This is a genomic window from Pseudomonas sp. GM50, assembly GCF_000282375.1.
GTDB lineage: Bacteria > Pseudomonadota > Gammaproteobacteria > Pseudomonadales > Pseudomonadaceae > Aquipseudomonas.
The window spans coordinates 54,730-77,023 of sequence record NZ_AKJK01000015.1 but is presented as its reverse complement, the minus strand read 5'-3'; the positions used below and the strand labels follow the sequence as shown (position 1 = coordinate 77,023).

Annotated in this window: 9 protein-coding genes and 1 tRNA gene; 9 read left to right on the top strand and 1 reads right to left on the bottom strand. The window is 57.2% G+C overall.

What is annotated here, in order from left to right:
* Positions 1-27 precede the first annotated feature (27 nt).
* Both pgsA and PMI30_RS25605 read left to right on the top strand, forming a co-directional pair.
* A complete protein-coding gene (gene pgsA / locus PMI30_RS25600; RefSeq protein WP_007896267.1) occupies positions 28-588 on the top strand; it encodes a CDP-diacylglycerol--glycerol-3-phosphate 3-phosphatidyltransferase in 561 nt (186 codons plus the stop codon).
* A 62-nt stretch (positions 589-650) separates the two neighbouring features.
* Positions 651-726 (top strand) — tRNA-Gly (locus PMI30_RS25605).
* A gap of 203 nt (positions 727-929) precedes the next feature.
* Here PMI30_RS25605 and PMI30_RS30275 read toward each other — a convergent pair.
* Positions 930-1,340 carry an integrase core domain-containing protein gene (locus tag PMI30_RS30275; RefSeq protein WP_008006207.1) on the bottom strand — a complete coding sequence of 137 codons (411 nt, stop codon included), beginning with the start codon at positions 1,338-1,340 and terminating at the stop codon, positions 930-932.
* Between the two features lie 482 nt (positions 1,341-1,822).
* Here PMI30_RS30275 and PMI30_RS25610 point away from each other — a divergent pair, with 482 nt between their 5' ends.
* From PMI30_RS25610 to PMI30_RS25640, 7 genes are all read left to right on the top strand, one after another.
* Complete coding sequence (locus PMI30_RS25610; RefSeq protein ID WP_008006206.1) at positions 1,823-2,233, top strand: hypothetical protein; 411 nt, start codon at positions 1,823-1,825, stop codon at positions 2,231-2,233.
* 70 nt (positions 2,234-2,303) lie between these two features.
* Positions 2,304-2,702, top strand: a complete 399-nt coding sequence (locus PMI30_RS25615; RefSeq protein WP_008006204.1) for a hypothetical protein — start codon at positions 2,304-2,306, stop codon at positions 2,700-2,702.
* 18 nt (positions 2,703-2,720) lie between these two features.
* Positions 2,721-4,019 (top strand): hypothetical protein, encoded by a 1,299-nt coding sequence (locus PMI30_RS25620; protein ID WP_008006201.1) that lies wholly within the window; start codon positions 2,721-2,723, stop codon positions 4,017-4,019.
* Positions 4,020-4,031: 12 nt separating this feature from the next.
* A complete protein-coding gene (locus PMI30_RS25625; protein ID WP_008006200.1) occupies positions 4,032-4,898 on the top strand; it encodes a deoxyribonuclease in 867 nt (288 codons plus the stop codon).
* Positions 4,895-5,530, top strand: coding sequence for a hypothetical protein (locus PMI30_RS25630; protein WP_008006197.1), 636 nt, complete (start codon positions 4,895-4,897; stop codon positions 5,528-5,530). The genes PMI30_RS25625 and PMI30_RS25630 overlap by 4 nt, the downstream gene beginning before the upstream one ends.
* 20 nt (positions 5,531-5,550) lie before the next feature.
* The gene (locus PMI30_RS25635) at positions 5,551-9,177 is read left to right on the top strand and encodes a hypothetical protein (protein ID WP_008006195.1); all 3,627 of its coding nucleotides are present in this window, start codon (positions 5,551-5,553) and stop codon (positions 9,175-9,177) included.
* A complete protein-coding gene (locus PMI30_RS25640; RefSeq protein WP_008006193.1) occupies positions 9,174-22,190 on the top strand; it encodes a LysM peptidoglycan-binding domain-containing protein in 13,017 nt (4,338 codons plus the stop codon). The genes PMI30_RS25635 and PMI30_RS25640 overlap by 4 nt, the downstream gene beginning before the upstream one ends.
* Positions 22,191-22,294: the final 104 nt, after the last annotated feature.

The window sequence follows — 22,294 nt, the reverse complement described above, 5'->3', positions numbered from 1 at the left end:
CAACTCACCTCGTAGCCAGTTGTGCCGATGAATATCCCTAATCTGATTACCGTTCTACGCGTCCTGCTCATCCCGATCTTCATTTTGCTGTTTTACTTGCCTTACCACTGGAGCTATCTGGCGTCTGCCTCGGTCTTTGCCTTTGCCGCCGCGACCGACTGGCTCGACGGGTATCTGGCCCGTCGTCTGGAACAAAGCACACCGTTCGGGGCCTTCCTCGATCCTGTTGCAGACAAGCTGATGGTCGCCGTTGCCCTGGTTCTGCTGGTGCAAGAGCATGGCAACCTGTGGCTCACGCTGCCGGCCGCCGTTATCATCGGTCGCGAAATTGTCGTCTCGGCACTGCGCGAGTGGATGGCCGAACTCGGTGCCCGCGCTCATGTAGCGGTGTCGAACCTGGGCAAATGGAAAACCGCCGCGCAAATGCTGGCGCTGGTGATCCTGCTGGCCAATCCGTCGAGCTTCAGCTTCTGGGTCCTGATGGGGTACGCCTTGCTGCTGGTGTCTGCTGGCCTGACGTTGTGGTCCATGGTCCAATATTTGCGGGCAGCCTGGCCGCATCTGAAGACCGACGTGGAAAAGAAATAAACTATTTTGAATCAAGGGGTTGACGGGGCATCTGGATTCTATAGAATGCGCCTCACCAAGACGCGGGAATAGCTCAGTTGGTAGAGCACGACCTTGCCAAGGTCGGGGTCGCGAGTTCGAGTCTCGTTTCCCGCTCCAAATATTGCGCTGCAGAGTTCTACTGAATTCTGCAAGCGATTGAAATCAGGACCTTAGGGTCCTTTTTTCGTTCCGGCGGGAACCACTGAAATCCAGCCCCATCCAGTGCTTTTAAGTCCTGAATTGAGTCCCGAATGAGAGTCTTGAATTCGGACGCGCACTGAATTGAACTGGTCAAGTAATTCTGGACACCAGTTACGGTTTCACGCCGCCAGTTTCTCCATAGCTACCGGCGACCGGTAGTCGTTGTAGCTATGGAGCCTGACATTGATGTAGCGCATCACATAACGCTGCACATCCGCTCGGGCCTCATGTTCCGACTTGTAGCCTGTTTCAGGCACCCATTCTGACTTCATACTTCCAAAGAAACGCTCCATCGGAGCGTTATCCCAGCATTCGCCTTTACGACTCATGCTTTGCAGCAGTCCATGCCTGAGCACCTCATTCCTGAATTTGTGGCTGGTGTACTGGCAGCCTTGATCAGAATGAAACAGCACGTCTTTGGGACGCCCTCGCAGTTCAACCGCCATTCGTAGGGCTTGGAAATCATCGAAAACGACCAGCCCACGATCCGACGAGCAAACAGATCCAGAACCGCCGCGAAATACATCCATCGGGTGCCGACCTTGATGTACGTCACATCACCGCACCTGATTGATCGCCGTGACATCAAACTTACGCTTGAGTACATGTGGCGCCACCAAAGCCTCCACGCCGGGCGACTTGTACTTATGGCGTCTGCGGCTACCTGATGGAGCGGATTATTGCTTCACATGCAGAACTTTCCGTTCAAGCGAAACGGGCCGTTGCAAGGTAATCAGCAAAAGCGGCCGGTGGCTCGGCGGGCACAGGTGCCGAGACGTGCGCTTAACACGAAAGGCTGGTCGATAAGGTTCATCAAGCCAGACGTTACGTACGGGACGTTTTTTGGAAAGTAACGTAGAACCGACAGTTTTCTTAACTCTGCGCTCAATGGTGACGCGTTGATCAGAGCAACCCTAAAAATTTATTTGGATTAACTTGCGGAATATGTCCCTGTTTACTAGCCTCAGATTCGCATATGACATGCAGCTAACAACCAAATGGAAGGCCAAGGATGAGCACATTCGTACGTTCCCTTACCATCGAAATTTTCAATGCAAGCGGCGCTGATATTACCGTCAACTATGGCCTCCTGACGGGCGGAGAGTGGGCGTCGGCACCGGTTCCCGGCACGGTGATTGAAGCAACGACCCAGCAGTCCTATGTTAACGGTGTATCTAACACCCTGACGGCTCTCGGAGGTCAGATCTTACTGACACCAGCCGCTGGGGGCAGCATCAATCCGGTCTGGAGTTGGCCGTCGGGCTCCCCGGTCTCCGGCAGTGTGAACAACACTGCTACCGACCTGGCTGTCACTTGCCAGATTATCAACGCCCAAACCAACAATCCCACTCAACAAGTAATCATCACCAATGCGAGTACGAGCGCTAAGTTCGTAGCATCAGTCAAGAACGGCAACTACTGATCGTTTCTGAACAAGAAAGGGCTGGCACCGAAGTGTCAGCCCTTTCTGCGCTACGGGGAGGGTCAGTCTCATGCGGGCTGAACAAGCGGACGATGTCTATGTCGTTCAAGTTGCGATTCAGAATTCAAGTGACACCGCTCTAACGCTGACGGTTGGAGTGCTGACGTATGGAAGCTGGGTTCTTCAGGAGGGGGATGGCATACCTCTACCGAACACGATCCTCGCTCCAGCAGGGGTACTTACTTACTTCAATGCGGCGGTGAATGCATTCTCCTCTGTTGGCGGAAGTATTTCCTTCTTGCCCGCCAATGGTGGATCGCTTGTTGTCTCCTGGGAACGAAAACAAGGGGCTGCGTTGACCGTAAATATATCGATCAGCAGCGAGACCCTCACGGGGCAATGTAACAGCATTAATGTCGGGACACTGAGCCCAACAGCTCAATATCTCATCACTAATATCAGCAGTTGAGCAGGGAAAGGTACGCGAATGGCTACCAGCTCTTACAGTTTTTCGAACGCGCTGCCTCCGACTGTATCCAGTGGAACCGAGGGGCCGTTTCTGATTCCACCTATAACGGTGGGTACGCCAGATTATACCAAGCCGCTATTGATCTACATCATCTCGGTGTGTGCACTCAACACAACAGCGGCAACACTGGGTATTACCAGTTCTCAGAACTCGGTGTTCACGCTCTCGTTTGTGCAATCGAGCTACTCGAGTACGACGTTTCTTGCACTGGTCAGCGTGACCGCTGCGTTGGTATATAGCCAGGATCCAATAGCTCGGACCCAGATGCTTGCAGCCTTCAAACAGTTTCGCCAGCAGGTTGAGGCGCTTGAAGTTGCTGCTGCATCGACAAGTGGCGGACTGCTGCCGGGCGCAGCGGTGACGTTACTCAATCGTGTGGCATTGTCCATGCCTCTTCGGATCGATGAGGTCCTCCCATACCTCTATAGTTTCGATCCGGTCAATCAACTCGTCGACCTTGCCCCAGGAATGAGCTTGCGAGTTGAATGGGCAGGTTATCAATACTGCGATCCACCTGGCGGGCCTGGCTATGGGTTCAATGCCTTCGCCAACACCGGTACCAGCCGGCTTCGCGTGGTCCAAAGACCTGATATTTCTCTCTCGCTGGATGCTTTTGCTGGCGCCTTCGCTCCGGGATACGGGACCAATCCAGCATCGACCTGCCCGATACTGGCCGCGGGGCCGCTCGATCTGTGCCTTGGGGGTAATGCCCGGCGCCATCTGAGAGTGATCCTCCCGACGACAATCACCGGTTCGGCCTCACTGGATAATAGCGGCCCGCAGCAACAGCTCAGTTCGTGGTTAATCGGAGCCGACACATTTGCCGATCTCGAAGCCGCCACTACCGACATTCTCAATGGGGGGACCGGCTGCGGCAAACAGGTGAGCGGAAATCCGATTGTCAGCATCAGCTTTACCAGCAGAGTAATGCTGGTCCCCGAAATTACAGTGCTTCTGAACGGCAATCCGATGTCCGTACCATTGGGGACCACGATCAAAAACCTGGTCGCAGAATATGCGGACCCGACATCGGCCCAGTACAGGAACAGCAACAATATCAATTCCGACTTGAACCTTGGAATGAACCGACGACTTCAGAACACTGGAGCGCCGAGCGCAGCGGCGACCACCAAGTACTACCAAGCCAACTTTATTTTTCTTCCGAGCAATTCGGCACAGCCTCCGATTTATTCGGGTAAAGCTGGGGATCAGTATGATTCGCCGCTCCTGAAAGGCGACTCTATAAATATCACCTGAAGGGGTGGAATTATGCTTCGGAAGTTGAGCGTTCTCCTCTCGACGTGGGTTGTTGCGCTTTTTCTGATCGCCAGCGCCAATGCAGCTGACCTGACTGTCGGCGCCTTAAATACGCTTCATCTTGGATGGGGTACGACGACGACCACAAAGAACAAATGTGATCAAATTAAAGCGCTCATGGGCACAGTGGATATATTGTTTTTGCAAGAAACCATGCAAACATCCGTACCGTGCACGGGGCTGGGTACCGGCATCAAGCAAGATTGCTCGGCGATGAAAGGGGCAAGTTCCTATAAAGAGGCTTATTGTTTTGTTTATCAATCCAGCAAGATAACAGTCATTGCCTATATCGATGCGCCAAGCACTTCGTTCAGTCGCCCTCCCTACGCGATACTCACGCAAATAAAGGTGACCGGAAAGGCCGACAAATATGCATGGTTCGCCAATATCCATTCTGTTTTTGGTAAGACGGTAAAACCACGTCAAGACGAGGCCACGGCGGCGGGCGCATTTTTCAAGAGCCTCACCACAACGACCTACGGCACAATAAAAATTCCCACCGCCGGCTTTCCAGTGGTGATTGGCGGCGACTGGAATATTGCCGTTACCAACAAAAAGAACGCCTATCAGAACGGTTTTAAATGGGCTGACCCAGCAACGAATCCAACAACCGCCCCGTCGGCCTGTCCGAAAAATGATCCGACCAGCCTGACCGCTAAGGGGGCACCTTCCAGTCCTTATGATCACTTTGTAATAACCGGTGTTTCCCTGACGGGTGATCCTACCTGTTACTTCACCACCAACAGCCTGTCCAAGCTCGGTTGGCGGCAAAACGTATCAGATCATATGGCGATATATTGGGGGGTGACATTCAAATGAAGCGCTACCTGACGTTTTTAGCCGTTACTGTTCTGTTTCTGTCATCTCGATTGTACGCGGATACAGATTTTATTATTCCCGAGCAATGCACTCAGGGTGCAACTGGGGCAGCTTCCAGCGACCTGGCAACAGGAGGGGATCCGCCGATCGTAGAGGTTTACAGATCAAACACCTCAACCCCGGACAAGTACGCGACCGTCACCAATATATACACCGACGGCAGTAAAAATTGGTACGTGGAATTCGATGCTCCACAGTATGACTCCTACGCCATCAAGGCATCTTACACCCCGTTTTTGACCACTTATCAGTCGGCTTATTACTACCAAGGTCCGTCTGGCAAGGTCGCCCTTGCTGTGCCTGTAGCCACTGCAAAGAGCCGTATCGGGGAGTATTACAATATAAAACTTGGGAATGCGTTAGGCGGCGCATTTATCGAGTTTGTGCCAGACATTGTCGCCGACGATCCATTTACCATGCAGGTGAATGACAGCGGCGATATAACGGTTTATTGCTATCAAGAGGTTTCCGGCGGTCAGGCCGTCACGGTTTACGATAAAGATCATGAGTTTTATGGCACTGGCAAAATACAAAGCGACGGCACTATCCGTTGGGACCAATCGGAACAATAACACTCTTACGAGGCCGGAAAATGTCAGCCCTTCGCCAATATCCGTCGCAGACTAGTTTATATGTGCCTGATGCCTTATCGCCTGGTGATAGCGTGTGGATGGCGTACCTGCTGCCAGCGAGTGTGACGGGGCCCCAAACGCTGAGCCTGTCCGATGCACTTTCCTCGCAGGGCTGGTTCATCGTGGTCCCTGGGTTGAAGCCGGCTCAAATCGACAGCTTTGTTTCAGCCGCTCAGGTCTATTTTGCCAACAGTGCCAGAGTGGGCGCGTTCGCCGCATGGTTTCAAAACATTGAAAATCCCGCGGTCGGACTAAGCGCCATGGTTGTCTATGCGACTCGCTCCGGCGCGCAGGCTGTAATAAGCCGCTCGGCTATGATCCAGGGTGCAAATCTATCCATCAATATGGACAGTGGTTCCATTATTGCCGTTTCCGAAGATGGATTGAGCTTGTCCATCTCCGGAAACGGCAATAGCTGGTCGGTCACGCCGTTCGGCTCACGCCAGCCCTATCAACTGCCTTGGCTGAGCGGCGGCGCCATCAACGTGCTCGGCCCCAGTGCCACCTCGGGTTGTTTCCAGTTTTCAGTGTCCGTCAGCGATGCCGCAGGCGAACAGTTGGATGTAGGCCTGCGCTCTTACACAGCACCGGTCGGCGGCGGTTACGCCCAGAGCGCTAGCCACAGGTTTCTGGATTTCGGCACCACTGGCATCTCGCTAGACATGACGCTTGACCCATTGACCCCGCTCGACCATCTGCGCAGTTTCGCGGGGTTCAGCGCCAATCAGTCGCCGCTCGCCTCAACCTACCGCACGGCCGTTGGCGAAACTGTCAGTCTTGCGCCGGCAGCCAGTGCCTCGCTGGTATTTACTGATCGCCTTCTTGCGGTTGACAGCAACGGCAACCCTGTCGTCTTGTCAGGCAACAAGGTCGTTGCCATGACACCAAGCGGGGATTTCACGGTATCGCTGCCTGTGACCAAGCAGGTGTCGCTGCCGGGTTCCGCACCAAACCTCAGCGCAACACTGATGTGTGGCTTGTCTGCGGTGGAGTATCTGGATGTCAACGCAGCAGCGACGCTGAATTTCGTTCCGGATCAACCGGCGTTCGCAGCGACGCTTAAAGCAGCCACCGGCACCGGAGCCAGTGATACTAAGCGCGTGTTCGGGCCGCTCACGGGTGCCGGCCAGACTTCATGGGCGTACCTTTCCGTAAACGACGGCTCGACCTACTTCGCGCAGCCCGACAGCTCGGTCTTGCACAATGGGCCGGGGGATGCGTCCTCGCCGTTCTTGAACTACCTGCCAGTGGAACTTGGAACGTTGCTACCTTCAGTGCTGCACGCCAATGCGCTTGGAGATGGGCTGGTTGACTATCCGCTCTTGCCTTATGCCGGGGTGACGCTCGGTATCGGCCTGACCACCGATGACATCTCGCAGTTTGAAATGCAGGCCTGGGCGCCCAAGCGCAAGGCCCTGATCCAGCAGGCGATCAAACTCAGCGCGAGCAGGCTCACTGCATCCATCGCAACACTGCCCTCACCGCCGTTCGGCACAACCCCCCAAGGTCTACTGCTTGAGTTCAACCAGGCCGCAAACGAATTGGGCTGGGCTCACCTGACTCTGGGTAACTCTCCTTCAGTCGTGCCGATGTATCGCAGCGACACAGTCGTTCTCAGCGCTGTCGATGGCCCATTGAAGGACGCGCTGCAAACAAACCAGTTGGCGCTCATCATGTCCTCTGGAGATCGCTTTGCGGCTTGTGGCAGCTTCCCATATGTACTGACGCAGGAGCGTTATCTGACCCTGAAAAATGTCATCACGGATGCGAGTGTAACGACGGCGATCGCCCCCTTGGTTGTTGGAGTCAGCCCCGGTTCTGGTATGTGGCCAGATGAAGCCGCGCTGAACATTTCGCTGCAGAGTGTCCTGACGACAACTCAGTACGATACCTGGGCCCAGACCATCCGTTCTTATACCGGCGACTTCAGTCTCTTCGTCGCTGATTGGGAGTTTGACTTGTCCCCATGGCGCTGGGCGGATCACAACTCAATCGTGATTTTTAAATTCTGCAACAAGCAGTTGGTACAGATCGTTGCAGACACCGCTCAATGGACTGAGGGCGACGCCTTCAATACTTCGACGGCTGCGACTCAAAAAATCATCTCCGACATTTTCGATGACGCGACAAGCCGGCTGAAAGCAGGCGATACCGACCTCAGTTACTTCGTCAACACGGTGATGCTGAGCTCCAACTGGAACGGCATACTTGTGTTGAATGGAGAAGTCCCCCTTTCCGGACTGCCGCCGCAGTTGGAGGGACTTGCCGCCGGCATCGACGCGTCGAAGTTCCAGGCCCACCATTTAGGCATCACCGTCACCCCGGTCGTCACCGGTGCCGCTGAGTACGTGACAACAGCGAGCTCGGCGTTCGGCCTTATCGACTATAACTCGCTTGAACCTTTGACCAGCACTCAGGCATATGACTACAAGGTGCTGTCACTGAAGGTCGGGATCGCCAATTCAGAAATCATTTCGTTTTCCAGTTCGATCGAACTGATGATTAATGAACTGTTCGGCGAAAAATCAACGCAGGAGAACGCGTCCGACAACAATCTGGTGCTCTACGGCACTTATCAGAAGAGCGGAGGGGTAGGGGCTTACTCCTTTACCAGCAATGGCCCCACGTCCTACAGCATGTCGGGCAGTACGCTCTACATGGTCAACATTCAGACCGCGTCCTTCATCACGGTTACCAGTGGTGACGACGATCCGGGCGACACCACGGTTAATTCCCTTTTCCAACTGAGCGGGTCGGTTTCGTTCTTGCCACAGACTGGGTTCGATCTTTTCTCCTATGGTCCCGAGCAGGCTGTCATCGATGTCGGCGGAATAGGGAACGGCCTCGTCTATTCGGCGTTGTCGATCGACATGGCCTTCGATCAAGCGTCGCCCACTTACCGAACGTTTGTGTTTGATGCCACGAAAATTTTGCTCGACCAGGGCGCCAGTCAGGTTCGGGTACTCAGTCTGGCCGCCCACTTCCCGATGAAGCTAACGGGTTTGGTGCAGGGCACAGGGCAGACAACGCCGGACTCGATGGGCTTCATGCCGGTTGATTCTCCGATTCAGGGAAGCGTCCTCACAGCCCCATGGTTCGGCCTGGAATTCGAGCTCGATCTCGGTTCCCTGGGTGCTCTCGCCGCGCAGGCGGGCTTTACCGCGTCGCTGATGCTGGGATGGGCGCCCAATATGAACGGCGTTACCAACTATGTAGGCCTCAGCATGCCAGGCGTCAGCGCAGGTGATCGCGCAATCTCGCTGCAAGGCGTGCTCAAGCTGGCGTTCGGTGATGTTTCGTTCCTGGTTCAGCCACCGACCTACATTCTTCAGCTCAAAGACATCGCGTTGAAGTTCTTGAGCCTCAGTTTCCCGCCGAATGGGCAGATCAACATGCTGATGTTCGGCAATCCGGACGCCCAAACCAGCGGCGCCCTGGGCTGGTACGCCTCGTATCTGAAAAACGGCGCGGGCGGTAACACGGGTACAGGCAAAAATGCTGACAGCCGCCTCAAGGCCACCGCACACGGAAATACGGTGCTGATTGCGCCGCAACACGAGATCAGAAGGCAGGGAGCCAAGAAATGAACATCCAGGATCTTTGGACCAGCCTCCACACCTATGGCTACCTGAACGCTTCGAACACGAGCCTGGCCCTTCCAGCCAACAATCAACTGGGATCAGCACCTCTTACAGCGCTGCTCAGTGATACCACGCTGTTTCCAAGCGCCAGTCTCGAAATGGCACTCATCAGCGCTACCCCGCCGGGCACGGTCATCACACTTGTTGGCACCTTGACCGGGACCTTCATGGGCTTCACGAAGCCGGCTGCCACCGCCGTGTTCAGTGTCGATAGCAGTGGCGTGGCGGAACTATCCCTCGCGGTCACTTTGGGTGACGGTCAGGTGCTGGGTGTCGCGTTCGCCAAGATCGCCAACGATGTTCCGGGTCAATATGATTTCACGGGGGCCAGCCTGACTGCGGCGTCGGCAGCATCGGGCAGTACTCTGACCTTTTCAGGCGTGCCGGTTCCTCCCAAGACCTATGCCAAACTCTGGAGCGGTTCCATTTCAGCGGTGACCGGTGCAATCACAAGCTGGGCCGCGCCCAGCACGACATGCCCTGTTTTCTCGCTCTCAAACAAGCTAGCCATCACCGCCGCACAGGCCGGGCTGCTCACCTTTAAGGCCCAAATCTCGCTGACGAGTTCGTCTTCCGGTGGCGCGGGCCAATTGGTCGGCGAGATCCCGGCCGGGCAATTGGCAGTCAGTGCCGTCTCGATGGCGAGCGTCTTGCCTGTCAACGATGGGACCGGTCCGGTGTTCGGCACCGCGGACGGCTGGAAGCTCAATATCCCGGATCTTTCGAGCCTCGCGGCGCTGTTCGTCGGCACTCAGCTCGCCGCTTATGTCCCGCCGCGCTTTCCCCTCGGCAGTGCACTCAACGTTACCCGCATATCGTTATCGCTGGCCTATGGCGGCGCCACATCGTCCGTGATGACGACGAAAGTGGTCGAGGACACGTCTGTCTCGCTACTCCCCCTTAATGCGGCGAACCTGGACAGCATCGAGTTCTCGTTCTCTATGGTGCTCACCAATGTGTTGAGTTTGAGCATCAGCGTCGGAGGCAACTTCCATTTCTTCGGTAACGAGACCCTTAGCTTCTACGCAGGTGTCTCCGTTCCCTCATTGATCGGCCGGTTCTACAACAACAACGCTATCGACGTTTCTGACCTGCTTTCCGTTGTCGGTATAACGGGCATCCCGCAAAGCGGTTGTGTGTTCGACACGCTGAGCGCCACCGTGGATGTCAACAACGGATACTATTCGTTCACTGGCCAAGCGCTCTTTACCACGGATGATTGGTCGATCAATCTGGGTAGCGGAATTACGCTTATCGAGATTGACAGTCTTGGCCTTACGATCAACAAATCGGCAGCGAAAACAACGGCTCAACTCTCGACTTCATTTGTATTTCTAAGTTCTGAGTTTTACGCAACGGCTTACAACAGCTCCGGTTCAGCGGGGTGGGTATTAACCGGTACGATGTCGCCGGACACACCGATGAAGATCGCCGATGTCGCGCGTCAGCTCCTGCCCTGGATCGCCGATGCCGTACCAGACATCACCATCAACTACCTTCAGTGCCAACTCGACACCAGCAACAACACCTACATGGTCAACGTCCAGGTGATGTGGAAACTGGACATTTTACCGGTGTCGATCGTGGCTGAGTTCATGCTGCGATCCAGCCGCGTGACCTCCACTGATCCGGCACAGTATTCCGGTTATGTTCGGGGCACCGTCGACATCAACGGCATGATCCTGGGCGTGGCCTACCTCTTTGATCCGACCACCACTGATATTATCTTCAGCTACAAGAGCCTGTCGGTCACCTATCACAAAGACAACCAGGTAGCCGCCAACACCTACGTTGCCGTTAGTCTGAACAACAGCACCGTCGGCGACCTGTTCAGCTTTTTGCTGGAATTCGCCGACCCCGGCCGGAACATCTCGCTTTCCTCACCGTGGGACGTGCTGGAAAAAATCGGCTTGCCGAACCTGACGGTCAAGGTCTATCTCCAGACCAAGAACATTGAAGTCGACATGGATCTCAGCGTCGATCTGGGCTTCATGAAACTCACTAATTTTGTCCTGAAGTACAGCAAACAGTACGGCAAGTCGAAGTTCGACCTCCAGCTCAGCGGAAGCTTCCTGGGTCAGGATTACGGCCAGAACGGTGCCGCGCCACTCAGTTGGGACCCACTGAACCAGGCACCGCCCGTTGTGCCCGGCGCCGGCACCCAAAGCTTCGATCTCGAATACCTTGGCCTTGGTCAGCGCATGGCGCTGCGAGAGACACCACCGGCAACCATGGATGGCGTCATCAAGGCCCTTGAAAAGGCGTTGGTTCCAACGGGCAACCCACAGCAAAATCCGGCCACGCAATTACCGGGGCTTTCCTATGACGCGGGCTCTAACTGGCTGATTGGAACCCGGTTTACCGCGATGTCGACGGTACAGCTCAGTGTCGTCTTCAACGACCCCAATCTCTACGGCCTGCTGATCCAGCTCTCCGGCAGCCGGGCAGGTTCTTTGGCGGGCCTTCGTTTCGAAATCCTGTACCGCAAGATCAGCGACACCATTGGCGTCTACCACATCGAGTTGACGCTGCCCGATGCCATGCGACACATCGAGATGGGCGAAGTCTCGATCACATTGCCAATCGTCACTCTGGACATCTATACCAACGGAAACTTCCGCGTGGATGTTGGTTTTCCGCCCAGTCTTACTGATTTTTCCAGATCCGGCTCGGTCCAGGTTTTCCCGTTCATCGGCTACGGCGGCTTTTATTTTGCGGTTCTCAACGGGACGACCTCGACCAATGTGCCCGTCATCTCGAACGGCAATTTCTCGCCGGTTCTCGAATTCGGTCTGGCACTCCAGGTCGGCGTCGGAAAAACCATCTCACTGGGCATCCTGTCCGGTGGCATCAGCATTACCGTCGGCGGACAGGTTCAGGGGGTACTTGCCTGGTTCAATCCGACCTCGGCCAGCCTGTCGCCAGAGCGTTACCTGCATCTGCGCGGAACCGTGGCGGTTGTCGGTATTGTCTATGCGACCGTCGACTTCGGAATCATCCAGGCCAGCGTCAATTTGACCGTCTATGCCTCTGTTTCTCTAAACCTGGAGAGCTACAAAGCCATCTTGCTTGAGATCAGTGCAGGCGTGCGTGTCAGTGTCTCGATCAAGATCGTCTTCATCCGCATTCGTTTCTCCTTCTCGGCGACCATCACCGAGAGCTTCACCATAGGCTCAGACTCCACCACCCCTTGGCTTATTGCCTCGAATTCAAACCCTCAGAGCATCCTGCGGGGCTCTTACCGGACACAGCCCCCGGTGCTGCGCCAGCGGCCCTACGCGAAGCTGCGCAGCCGACCCGCTCGCAGCCTCCAAAAGCGCGGCGTGCTGCTGCGCCGGTCCGGACTCAACCTGACAGCGACGACTACGGTCAACCTGACGGCGATTCCATTGATCTCCCAGGCGTTACCCAGCGACTTCAGTTTCCCGGGCGCGCCGACCTTTCCTGGTCCCGGCATGAACCCGGTACTTGCCCTGCTGCTGGGTATGGAGACGTCGACGGATCCCGCCTCAGGTACCAACCAGTTCCTGACATTTGTCACCGACTGGATCACGGATGCTATCGGTCACGTTCGGGAAACTCTTTCGGCTGCGTTGATCGATGAAATTCTTGACGCGTTGTCCTTGAACGATGTGGCGTCCACGATCTTCACCTACAGCGCATTGGAGGCGCTGTTTACCAGCAACAACATCCAGTTTGCGGTCGCGGCTCGGCCGGCAACGGATCCCGGCACAGAGATCCCCATGGCCTTGATGGCCATGATCCCCGAACTGACGATGTCTACCCCTGATTTCTCCATAAATTTCTTGTCTGATCGCGTGCCGGAAGGCGATTACGAACAGACGATCCAACAGTATTTTGCCGACCTGGCCGCGCAGTTCGCCGCCCGTAATACGGGCTCAGCCCTGCGGGCCGAGGAATTGATGGAAACGCCGGATTCAATGGCAACCATCATATTCCGCTACTATTTTCAGATGCTGACCAAGGGGCTGATGCAGCAGGCCAAGAGTCTGCTGGCTGATCTCGACCTGCAACTTGACGAAGCCCAGAGCGCAGCGGCTTCGCTGACGTCGATCGCCAACGGCTTTACCAACAACTACACGGTACGTACCGGCGATACGCTTGCCTCGATTGCCAACTTATTCGGTGTGAGCGAAGCGGATCTCAGGGCTATCAACCCGGACTACCAGAGCGCTGACCCGACTGTCGGCCAGACGATTTTCATCCCCACGACTACGCTCACGTACACCAGCCAGACCGGCGATACTCTGGCCGGGCTCAGTGCATGTTTCGGCGTCTCTCAGGCCGATCTTCAGGCCGCCAACCCCAGCGTGGACTTCGGCAATCTAGCGGCCGGGACCGCGCTCACGATTCCGGCGATGCGCATCCTGCACACTGTCATTGCCGGTGAAAGTGGGGCATCGGTCGCCGCAGATTTTGGCATCGACTCAGGCACGCTGAAAGCCGCCAACCCAGACGTCGATTTTAATCCCCTGGCGGCCGGGACGGAGTTGTTGGTGCCCCTGCAGGTGACACCTTATATGGTCGCCGCCAGTAATCAGTCCGCACAGAACGTCCTCAATACCGCGGTTACGCTTGCCCTCGGTGACATTACCTTTACGGCCAAATCAACCGACAGCATCACCTCGTTGGCGGCCCAGTTTGGCGTCACCGCCGAGCAATTGGTGACGACAAACGCCGAGAGCCTGACCGTGATAAACCCGGGCCAGTCCATTTTGCTCGGCGATCTGACCACGGTGACCCGAGCAGGGGACACCTACAACTCAATCATCGGTTACTGGTACGACCGTGTCGCTGACTTCGATCCGACGACACTGACCACGGCCAATCCGAACCTGACCTTTACGGGTGGTCAGACGCTCTCGATCCCGCAGACCACCACGAATAACACGATTTATACGGTTCAGAGTGGAGACACCTTCGCCAAGGTGGCCGCGTCGTATCCAGGCCTCACGCTCTCCCAACTGCTCAGCAACAACGCTGCAATCAGCCTTGATATCGGCCAGACCGTCAGCTTGCCGGCCGTCACTGCCCCAACCAGCAGCAGTTTCATCCTGCCTTATGCGGCCACAACGGGCGATACACTGACCTCTATCGCCGCAGCGTTCTTCGCGGCCGATGAGCGAACCCAGGCGGCGGCGATCCAGAGCTTGCAGCAGTGGAATGGCACCCTGGTCGCCACGGCCCCGCTGACGGTCGGCCAGATCATCAACATTCCGTATGCCAGCAGCTTCGGCAACATCCAGCGCCAGTATAAAGTCTCTGCGAAGTTGATCGCAGACGGCACTGCTTCAGGGTCGGCATCGCTTCTGGCAACCCGGGCATCACTGACAGCACCGAATGTAAGCCATTCGATAGCGGCCACTGACACGCTGAGCAGCATATCTGCGGCCTATGATCTTTCCCTCGAACAACTGACCGATTGCATTGCCTTGGTCACCGGCCTCTTTATGGTCGATGCCACGTCGAAGATGTTGACCCTGTCTGTCGTTGCTATCCCCGGCATGCGCTTGTCGGTGCTCACCCATAACCTGGCGGTGATGGGGATGTTCACCGATGCATTGAACATGACCAGCCGTTTCATGATGAGTGGCCTGAGAGCCCCGGCGCCGCAGTTCTCTGGGCAGCCAGCCCCATCGGCAACGGCGGCATACCCGCTCTATGCCCTTGTCGGTCAGGAGTATCCGCTGGGCGCGGTTGCCATTGGATACGACATCGAAATCGGCAGTTCAGGTGCGTCGTGGGTGTCCGTCGACCCCAGCGCTGCCGTCATGCCGCTGGTCCAGCCAGAAGTCGACCAGATCAATAGCTTCAAAACGCTTACTTTCCAACCCGACGTCTCCCAAGTCATTGCATTGCCGCAGTTTGCCTACACGGCCGATTGCCAATCAGTGGGCGCGATCAATCTCTGGGTGACCCCGCAAGTTCCGGCGGACATCATCCCGACTGGCCAGAAAGTGGTGCAGCCGTCGTTGTGGACGCTGCCCGATGCCATGATATCGGCCCTTGCCGCCAGTCCGACCGGCACGCTGCTGTACCAGCCAAAATCTGGCACCACGGTGTCCGATGGCAGCATCGAGAGCGTTGTCCTCGAAAACGCCTGCTACGCGACCTCGATCAGTATCGACATTCAGACGATCCCTGACGCGCCCGACGGCATCTATATGGTCGCCGGAGCGGATCAAGCGGGGATGCAGCGGTTGTTGGCACTGTGGGAATTCCTTACCACCAACAGCGAGACCGCGACTCTCTATATTGCCTATCCGGATCAGAGCTCCTCCACCACGACTGGCGTTCTGGTTTCCGACATGCTGAGCCGCACCGACAGCTTCATCCTGAAGACGAACCTCAGTACAGAAAGCCATGGCGCGCCGCAACTCACTCTGCGCAAAACACCGATTCGCATGCTCAATACCGGCCTGCTGGAAACGCCGCTGGCCGATCTTGAACCCACCAATTCGCTTAACTTCCTGCAATTGCTGTGGGAATGCAGTGTGGTCAAATCCGGTGGCTACTATTTGCGCTATGTGACGACTGACGGAACGGCTGGGTTGCCTCAAACCCTTTTCACTGGCGCAACCCAGGCGACCATTCAGATCATTGTGGTCGCCGACAATCAGGTGGCGGGTAGCCCGGTAGCGTACGCCTTCAACAACGTGGCGCTGATCGGTGACAACGTAGATGCCGGTACTCACAACATCTTCTTCGAGGCGCTGACCCACGAGGTCACGAGCTCAGACACGCTTGCCAGTGTGGCGCAGCTCTATGCCTCTTATGTCAGTCTTGATGCCGTCTCGCTGGCTGAGCTGAACCAGACCGTTGTTGGAAGCATGGTGCCGGGAACCACCGTTACGGGAGCGTCCGGCCAGGTCGCAGCGCTGGCCACTGACAGTTTCCTCAGCCTGGCGCAGCGCGCTGGTGTGACGGTTGCCGCGATTGCAACGGAAAAAGCTCAGGTGACTGGCTGGCTCCAGCCCGGCAATGATCTTCAGTTCTCCGGTAACCCGGTCCAGATCGTCGCGCCCGGCGATACGCTGGCATCCATCTCGCAGGAATATGACTTCCTCGATCCAGAGGCGCTGGCCGCTCTCAATCTCAACACTGTTGATCTGCTCTTGGTCGGGGCGACACTCACGATCCCAACCAAGGCTGACTACATCATTCAGGCCGGTGACACCTTTGGCAGCATCGCTTCTGCCCAGGCGATCGATCTGTCACTGATTGCGGATACAAACCAGGACGCGCAGATCCTGGCGGTCGGCCAATCCATCATTGTAGGGGGCGGCACACTCAACCTCACCGCGACCTTGCCGCAAGGGCACATCGGTTTCGACGTCACCCGGGCGAACCCACAGCCCGTCGATCCAGCAGATGAAACCGATCAGCAGGCGCTGAACACGCTCTTCAACCTGCTCGGCTTCCAGATCACAGAAACGACTGCCCTCAAGGCCAGCAATGAGGGGCTGCCCGCCGGCCCCACAACTGAGAACGATGATGCCCCCTGGGACTACCAGCAGGTCATGTCGGTGCTTGCCTTTGCGAAGGTCAACCATTCCATCGATAGTGCTCCGTTGCCGCCACCGGCGTTGAACCCCTATGCGGGCATCAGCGCCAATGCGATGTCCGAGGTCGCGCTTGCGTTCCAGGATGTACTCGGCAATCGCACCAACGGCTCGGTTCTGAGCGCCACCGATCAGGCGCTGGGCTACACCGACCAGATGGTTTCAGTCGGGGCATGGCCCTCAGCGACGGCGGCTTATCGCTTCTCTTCTCCGGTATCGGGGGACAACAATCTGGCGGTCACCGTTTCGATTTCGCCGACGCAGTTCCTGCCGGACAACTCTCCGCTGCAGATGGTGGGAGGCGCGCCAAGTGCCGAGCTGTCAACCGCACCGGCCGTTCGCGCCAGCGGTGCCCTGGCAACCTATCAAACCGTTTCTTACCAGCTGCAACAGCCCGATGTGACCGGTTGGCTGAGCACGACGCTAGGCACTGTCGCTGATGCGCAAAACGTTGGCGAAACGGCTCGCGTTCGTCTCCTCGGCCTGGCGAACTCCGCCTATGTCTTCTTGACCGGCGCGCAGGGCCTGGTCGTTGATCCGGTAACGCTGGGGGCCAATGGCTACAAGGACATTGGGGCGTTGCTGAACCTGACGCTGTCGCAGAGCTCCACCGGCTATGCGGTGTCAGTCTCCAATCTGGGGCAATACAACGCGGCTGCCCGGGCCGATCTGCTGTGGGGGCAGGGGACCCAACTTGCTGTTCCGAACAATTATCTGGTGCTGTCCGGCGATACACCTCAAGCCATCGTCACTCGCCTGGACGGCGCCATCGACCTGGCCACGCTGGCGGACAACAATGCCGCAGTAAACGTGGCCCAGGATGTAATGGTGCACACAGCCGTACGGTCTGCCACTGTCGGCTCGGCCGGGCTGTCCCTCAGTGCGATCGGGCTTCAGGTCGGCACCCTGGTGGTCGACGGCCCGGGCAGTGTTCCGGGGCTGGTGACGCCGAACTCGACGGTGCCGCTCAGCGCAGACCTGACGCTGACCTATTCCGACACAACGGGCCAGTACAGCTACCAGACAACGGCCAGCGTGACGCTGGAAGACGCAGCAACCAGCTTCACTGAGCAGGTGCGCAGCAACAGCGGTGATCAGGAGGCAGTCGTCACCGTGCTTGAAGTCGCCGGGGCCAATGAGTTCCTGGACGACATCTGGCCGGTGGGCACGGTGCTCACGATCTCAAGCGTGCTGTCCAACTCGAACGACACCTTGACGTCGCTGGTCAACGATTTTGGCGCGCCATCCGGTGCAACGGGCACACCTGAAGCCCAGTTCCTTATGGGCAACGCTGAGGTACCCGGCATTTGGGGGGTTAACACCGCTCTGTTCATCGAGACGCTGCCGGTTTCTATTGCGGAGGGCGAGACGTTGGCGGATATCGCCGGGGCGCATGCCAGCGATGTGGGCTCGGTACTTGATCAGAACCGCTCGGTGCCATTCCTGGACTCGGCCCTGCTTGCCATCCCGTACCTGGCGAACAACATCGGCATCAATGCCAGCCTCTACGGCGCAACGGGTACTGAGACACTTTCCGACATTATCGCCAAGTATCCGGGTTGGAGCCTGAACGGGGTCGCTCAATACAATGGTGACGTACCCGGCCTGTTCGCTTCGGTGGCGATTAACCTCAATGGCCGGACGATAACGCCGACCGTGACATCGACGATCAACGAGCTGGCGCTGGCATTCGGTCTCAGCGTCAGCGACTTCATGGCCCAGATAACCGGGCTCGCCGGGATCATCGCGGCCGGGGCCGCCATTGTCGCTCCGGCAATGACCTCGCTCAGCGGTGACACCCTCCATGACGTGGCGTCCCGCTACAACCTGGATGACGGCAGCCTTGCTTCGGCTTGTGCTTCGTTGCCAGGTTTCCTGCCCGCCAACATGACTATTGCCATTGATGGCACCCAATACCAGACGTATGCCAACGACACCTTTGGCCTGCTGACAGCGCGTATCAACGCCGACCGATTGGCGCAAAACCTGACACAAATCAGTGTGGCCGATGTTGCCGCTGCGGCGTCCGGTGTTTCGGTGAATGCCCGTACGCTGCTGGCGCCGCCGCTGACCGGTTCTGTGATGGCGTCGGTTACTCCGGCCAAAACCAAGGCAATCCTCAGTCTCGGCGTGACCCTGACGATGAGCCGCGATCCGGCCCTGCTGGCTCCGGCCTTCGCAGGGGCGCCACATGTCGTTTCAGCGCGGACCGATATACCGGCCCAGCCATTTGCCGGCTTGACGGCAGTCGACCAAGGATCGCTCCAACAGTTCGCGATTGATTTCGAGAAGACTTTCCCGGGGCTGAAAATCGCAACCGGTCCCGCATCGACACAGACCCAGGGCACCACGCAGATCAAGAAACCATCGTTGAAGCTGGCAGCCACTGCCAACCCTGCGTCGTCGACAGGTGGAAAGACGCTGTGGGTGGTCAACTTCTCAGAGTCCGGCGTAGGCATGACCTACAAGGTCAACACGTCCGGGGTCCGCTACTTCGGTGTAACGCCTCTCTCGACCGTCGCCTGGAACAACACCGTCGAAGTCCCGACCTATTCCAGCGACAAGGGCTTGGTCTGGACGGGTAAACAGCAGGCTTTCCGCGCTGCGGATCCAGACCAATGGAACCAGCAGTTCCTGGCCGCCATCGATCTGCTCTTGTCGCCGTCATATGCCGTGTCGGGATCCTCGGACAGTAAGGTCGCCGCCAATATTGCCGACGTGATTGCCGCTAAAGGTGGGATCGCGACCGGCATGTCCGGGATCGTCGCGCCGATTCTCGGGACCGACGGCACGGGGCTTGATGAGGCTCAGGCCACGCTCAAGCAACAGTTGCTGACGACCTTGAGCTCTGCATACTCAGTGCAGACGTTGGTCCAAATCGATCTCGATGTTCAGGGCAGGGGGGCTGGCGATGATCCAACCACGGCGCCACAGCTCTCCGGCAACCTGGTAGCCGGGGTCATCCGTACGCCGGATGATGCGGCTTCGGTCGCCAATCCGAACCAACCGTTCGCACCGCTGGCTGCCCGGGCCCAGGTTTCCCAGAGTTTCCTCGCGCAGACCATCTTTTATGTCCCAAACATCATTCGTCCGGGGCTGACAGTCAGTTATACCGGTGCCCCTGATACCTACACGACCACGGGCTCCGATACGCTCAATACGATTGCCGGGTTCTTCAAAGTCAAGCTGCCCGGGGATCTACCTGCCGGGATGACGCTGGCCGCCACCGATGAGTCGCTGTTCCTGGGTTCTACCGCGATCAACGTGACGTCTTATGGGGTGCCTGCCTCGCTCGCCACGATCACGGACGTGGCTGCATGGATGAACGTAGAGATTGCGGATGTGGTCGACGCCAACGCAGAGCGCACGGGTTTCTTCGCCGCAGGCAGTACGGTCACCATCGACAGCACCGCGTTCACGCCGAGCGCTACCGATACACTGGAAGTGATCGCCAACCATTTCGGTGGTCAGGAACAGTTCTCGGACAACCTGGCCGATATTGATGCGGGAACACTGCCTGGCAGCTACACGCTGAACAGCTTGGCGCCCCCGCGTGGCATTCAGAACGTACCGCAAATGAGCATTGCCACTGCCAAGGGTGCGCTTTCAACCAGCGGATCAAGAATTACCACGCTGTTCGGGGTCAAAGACCCGGCCATTCAGAAGTCGGTCGTGCTCAATCTCGACTATCAGGTCAGCCAGATGGAGTTCGATCTTCATTCGGTGGACGGTATCCAGGGATACAAGAGCTCGTCCTGGCTCAACTTCATCGTTCCCATTGTCAACGGTGCGGACACTGATGGAGAGGTCGGCCAGATCCAGGTACCGGTCCCCTTACGTGGTTATCCAGGGCCGGCGATCATCTCGGATCAGTCTGCGAGCAACGCGACGACGACCCCGGAACCGACCAAAGTGCTGGCCCAGTGGGATTACGGCTTCACTACGAAGCGGCAGTACGCGGCTCAGGATCAGATGACGCTGGAGGTTCGTTTCAACCAGACCAGCGATGACAGCGCCGACGCCCTGAGCTATGCGAACGCGCCTAAATACGAGAGCGTTATTGAAGTGTTGGCGGCTTTCTCGGCGGTCTGGCCGGCTATATCGGCTGACCTTGCGCAACTGCCGGATACGTCGGTCGGGACTGCCAGCCCGGCCGCTGCGAACGCGGTTGCCGCGCTCGCAGACCTGGCGGTCAGGCTCCAGAATGCCTGGAGCGGCGTGCCGGCCATGAAACTGTTCGCGGGCCTGCCCGAAAAGACTTTCACTTATCTGATGTCGACGTTGACCCGCGGGGTGCCTGCCCACATCAGCGGCGTCACACTGGATCGCACGGGGCAGATGACAGATTTTTCGGTAGACCCTGACGACTTCCTGTTTGTGACCGATGCAAGCTATCAGTTCGATCTGAACAATGGGGTTGTTCCAGCTGTGCTGGCGACCGAGTTCGAGGGGTATGGCTTCAAGCTTAGTGGCAAGCAGACGATCAAGCCTGCGGTCGCCGGGAGCGGTAACACCGACTGGTTGATTGTCGATCCGCAGGGCACGCAAACAATAATAGACGGGCAACAGAAGCCTCAAGTCTTTACCGCACCGCAGACCTACAGGCTGACGTTGTCGGGTACAGGGGCATCAGCGGTGATCAAGGTATACCGCCAGATACTGTGGCCGGGCCTGAAGTATGTGCCTGCCGGCAATGGGGAGGGGGCCTGGCTGAATGCCTCTCAGGCTGGAACCCGCTTGGCATTTTCGCTGGAAAAAGAGCAGGCGCTGGTCTCGGATCAGTTGGAACTCGATTACGACTTCTACCGGCTCAACCTGCTGTTGCTGCAAAACGCCAGCGGCGGAACGTCGATATCGCGCAACGCCAACTTGATTGCCGGTGCCCAGATAAACCCGCTGTTCATCTACAAGACACCGGTGGCGAAGTTTCCGACACGGATCACCCCGCTGCTCAGTCATATCGAAACGGTGCCGATGACGGGGCCAGACTTGACTTCCGCACTCAGCAATTTTTTCGAGACGCTCGTGGCATCACAGGCCCAGGCTCTGCCGGGGACGATACGCCAAATGCGCATCGGCGCTGCTTACTGGCAGTCGGTAGATGGCAAGACCGATCCGACAACGCCAGGCAGCCTTTCCTTCCGTAATCCTTTGGTGTTGGTACCGACCGTCCAGTTCAACGTCGACACCGACTGGCAGGCCTCTGGTCTTGTTGGGGCACTGGCTTCGGCGATGACAAACAGCGCCGCGCAAATGGGCATTACCGCCGCGGCGCCAGGGCAGTGGGTACTCGATGTGCTGGTTTACAGCTACGTTGATGGTGCCGACAAGCTCACCGGGATTCTGGATATTCAAAATCAGATCTACCCTGCCTGAGTAGCGCGCAGTTCAGGTGCAGCAGCTTTGTTTCACTTGCTGGAGAGCCGTTAGGTAGTAAATAAAGGGCCTTTCAGGGCCCTCGACTACTTGATGATCAGATT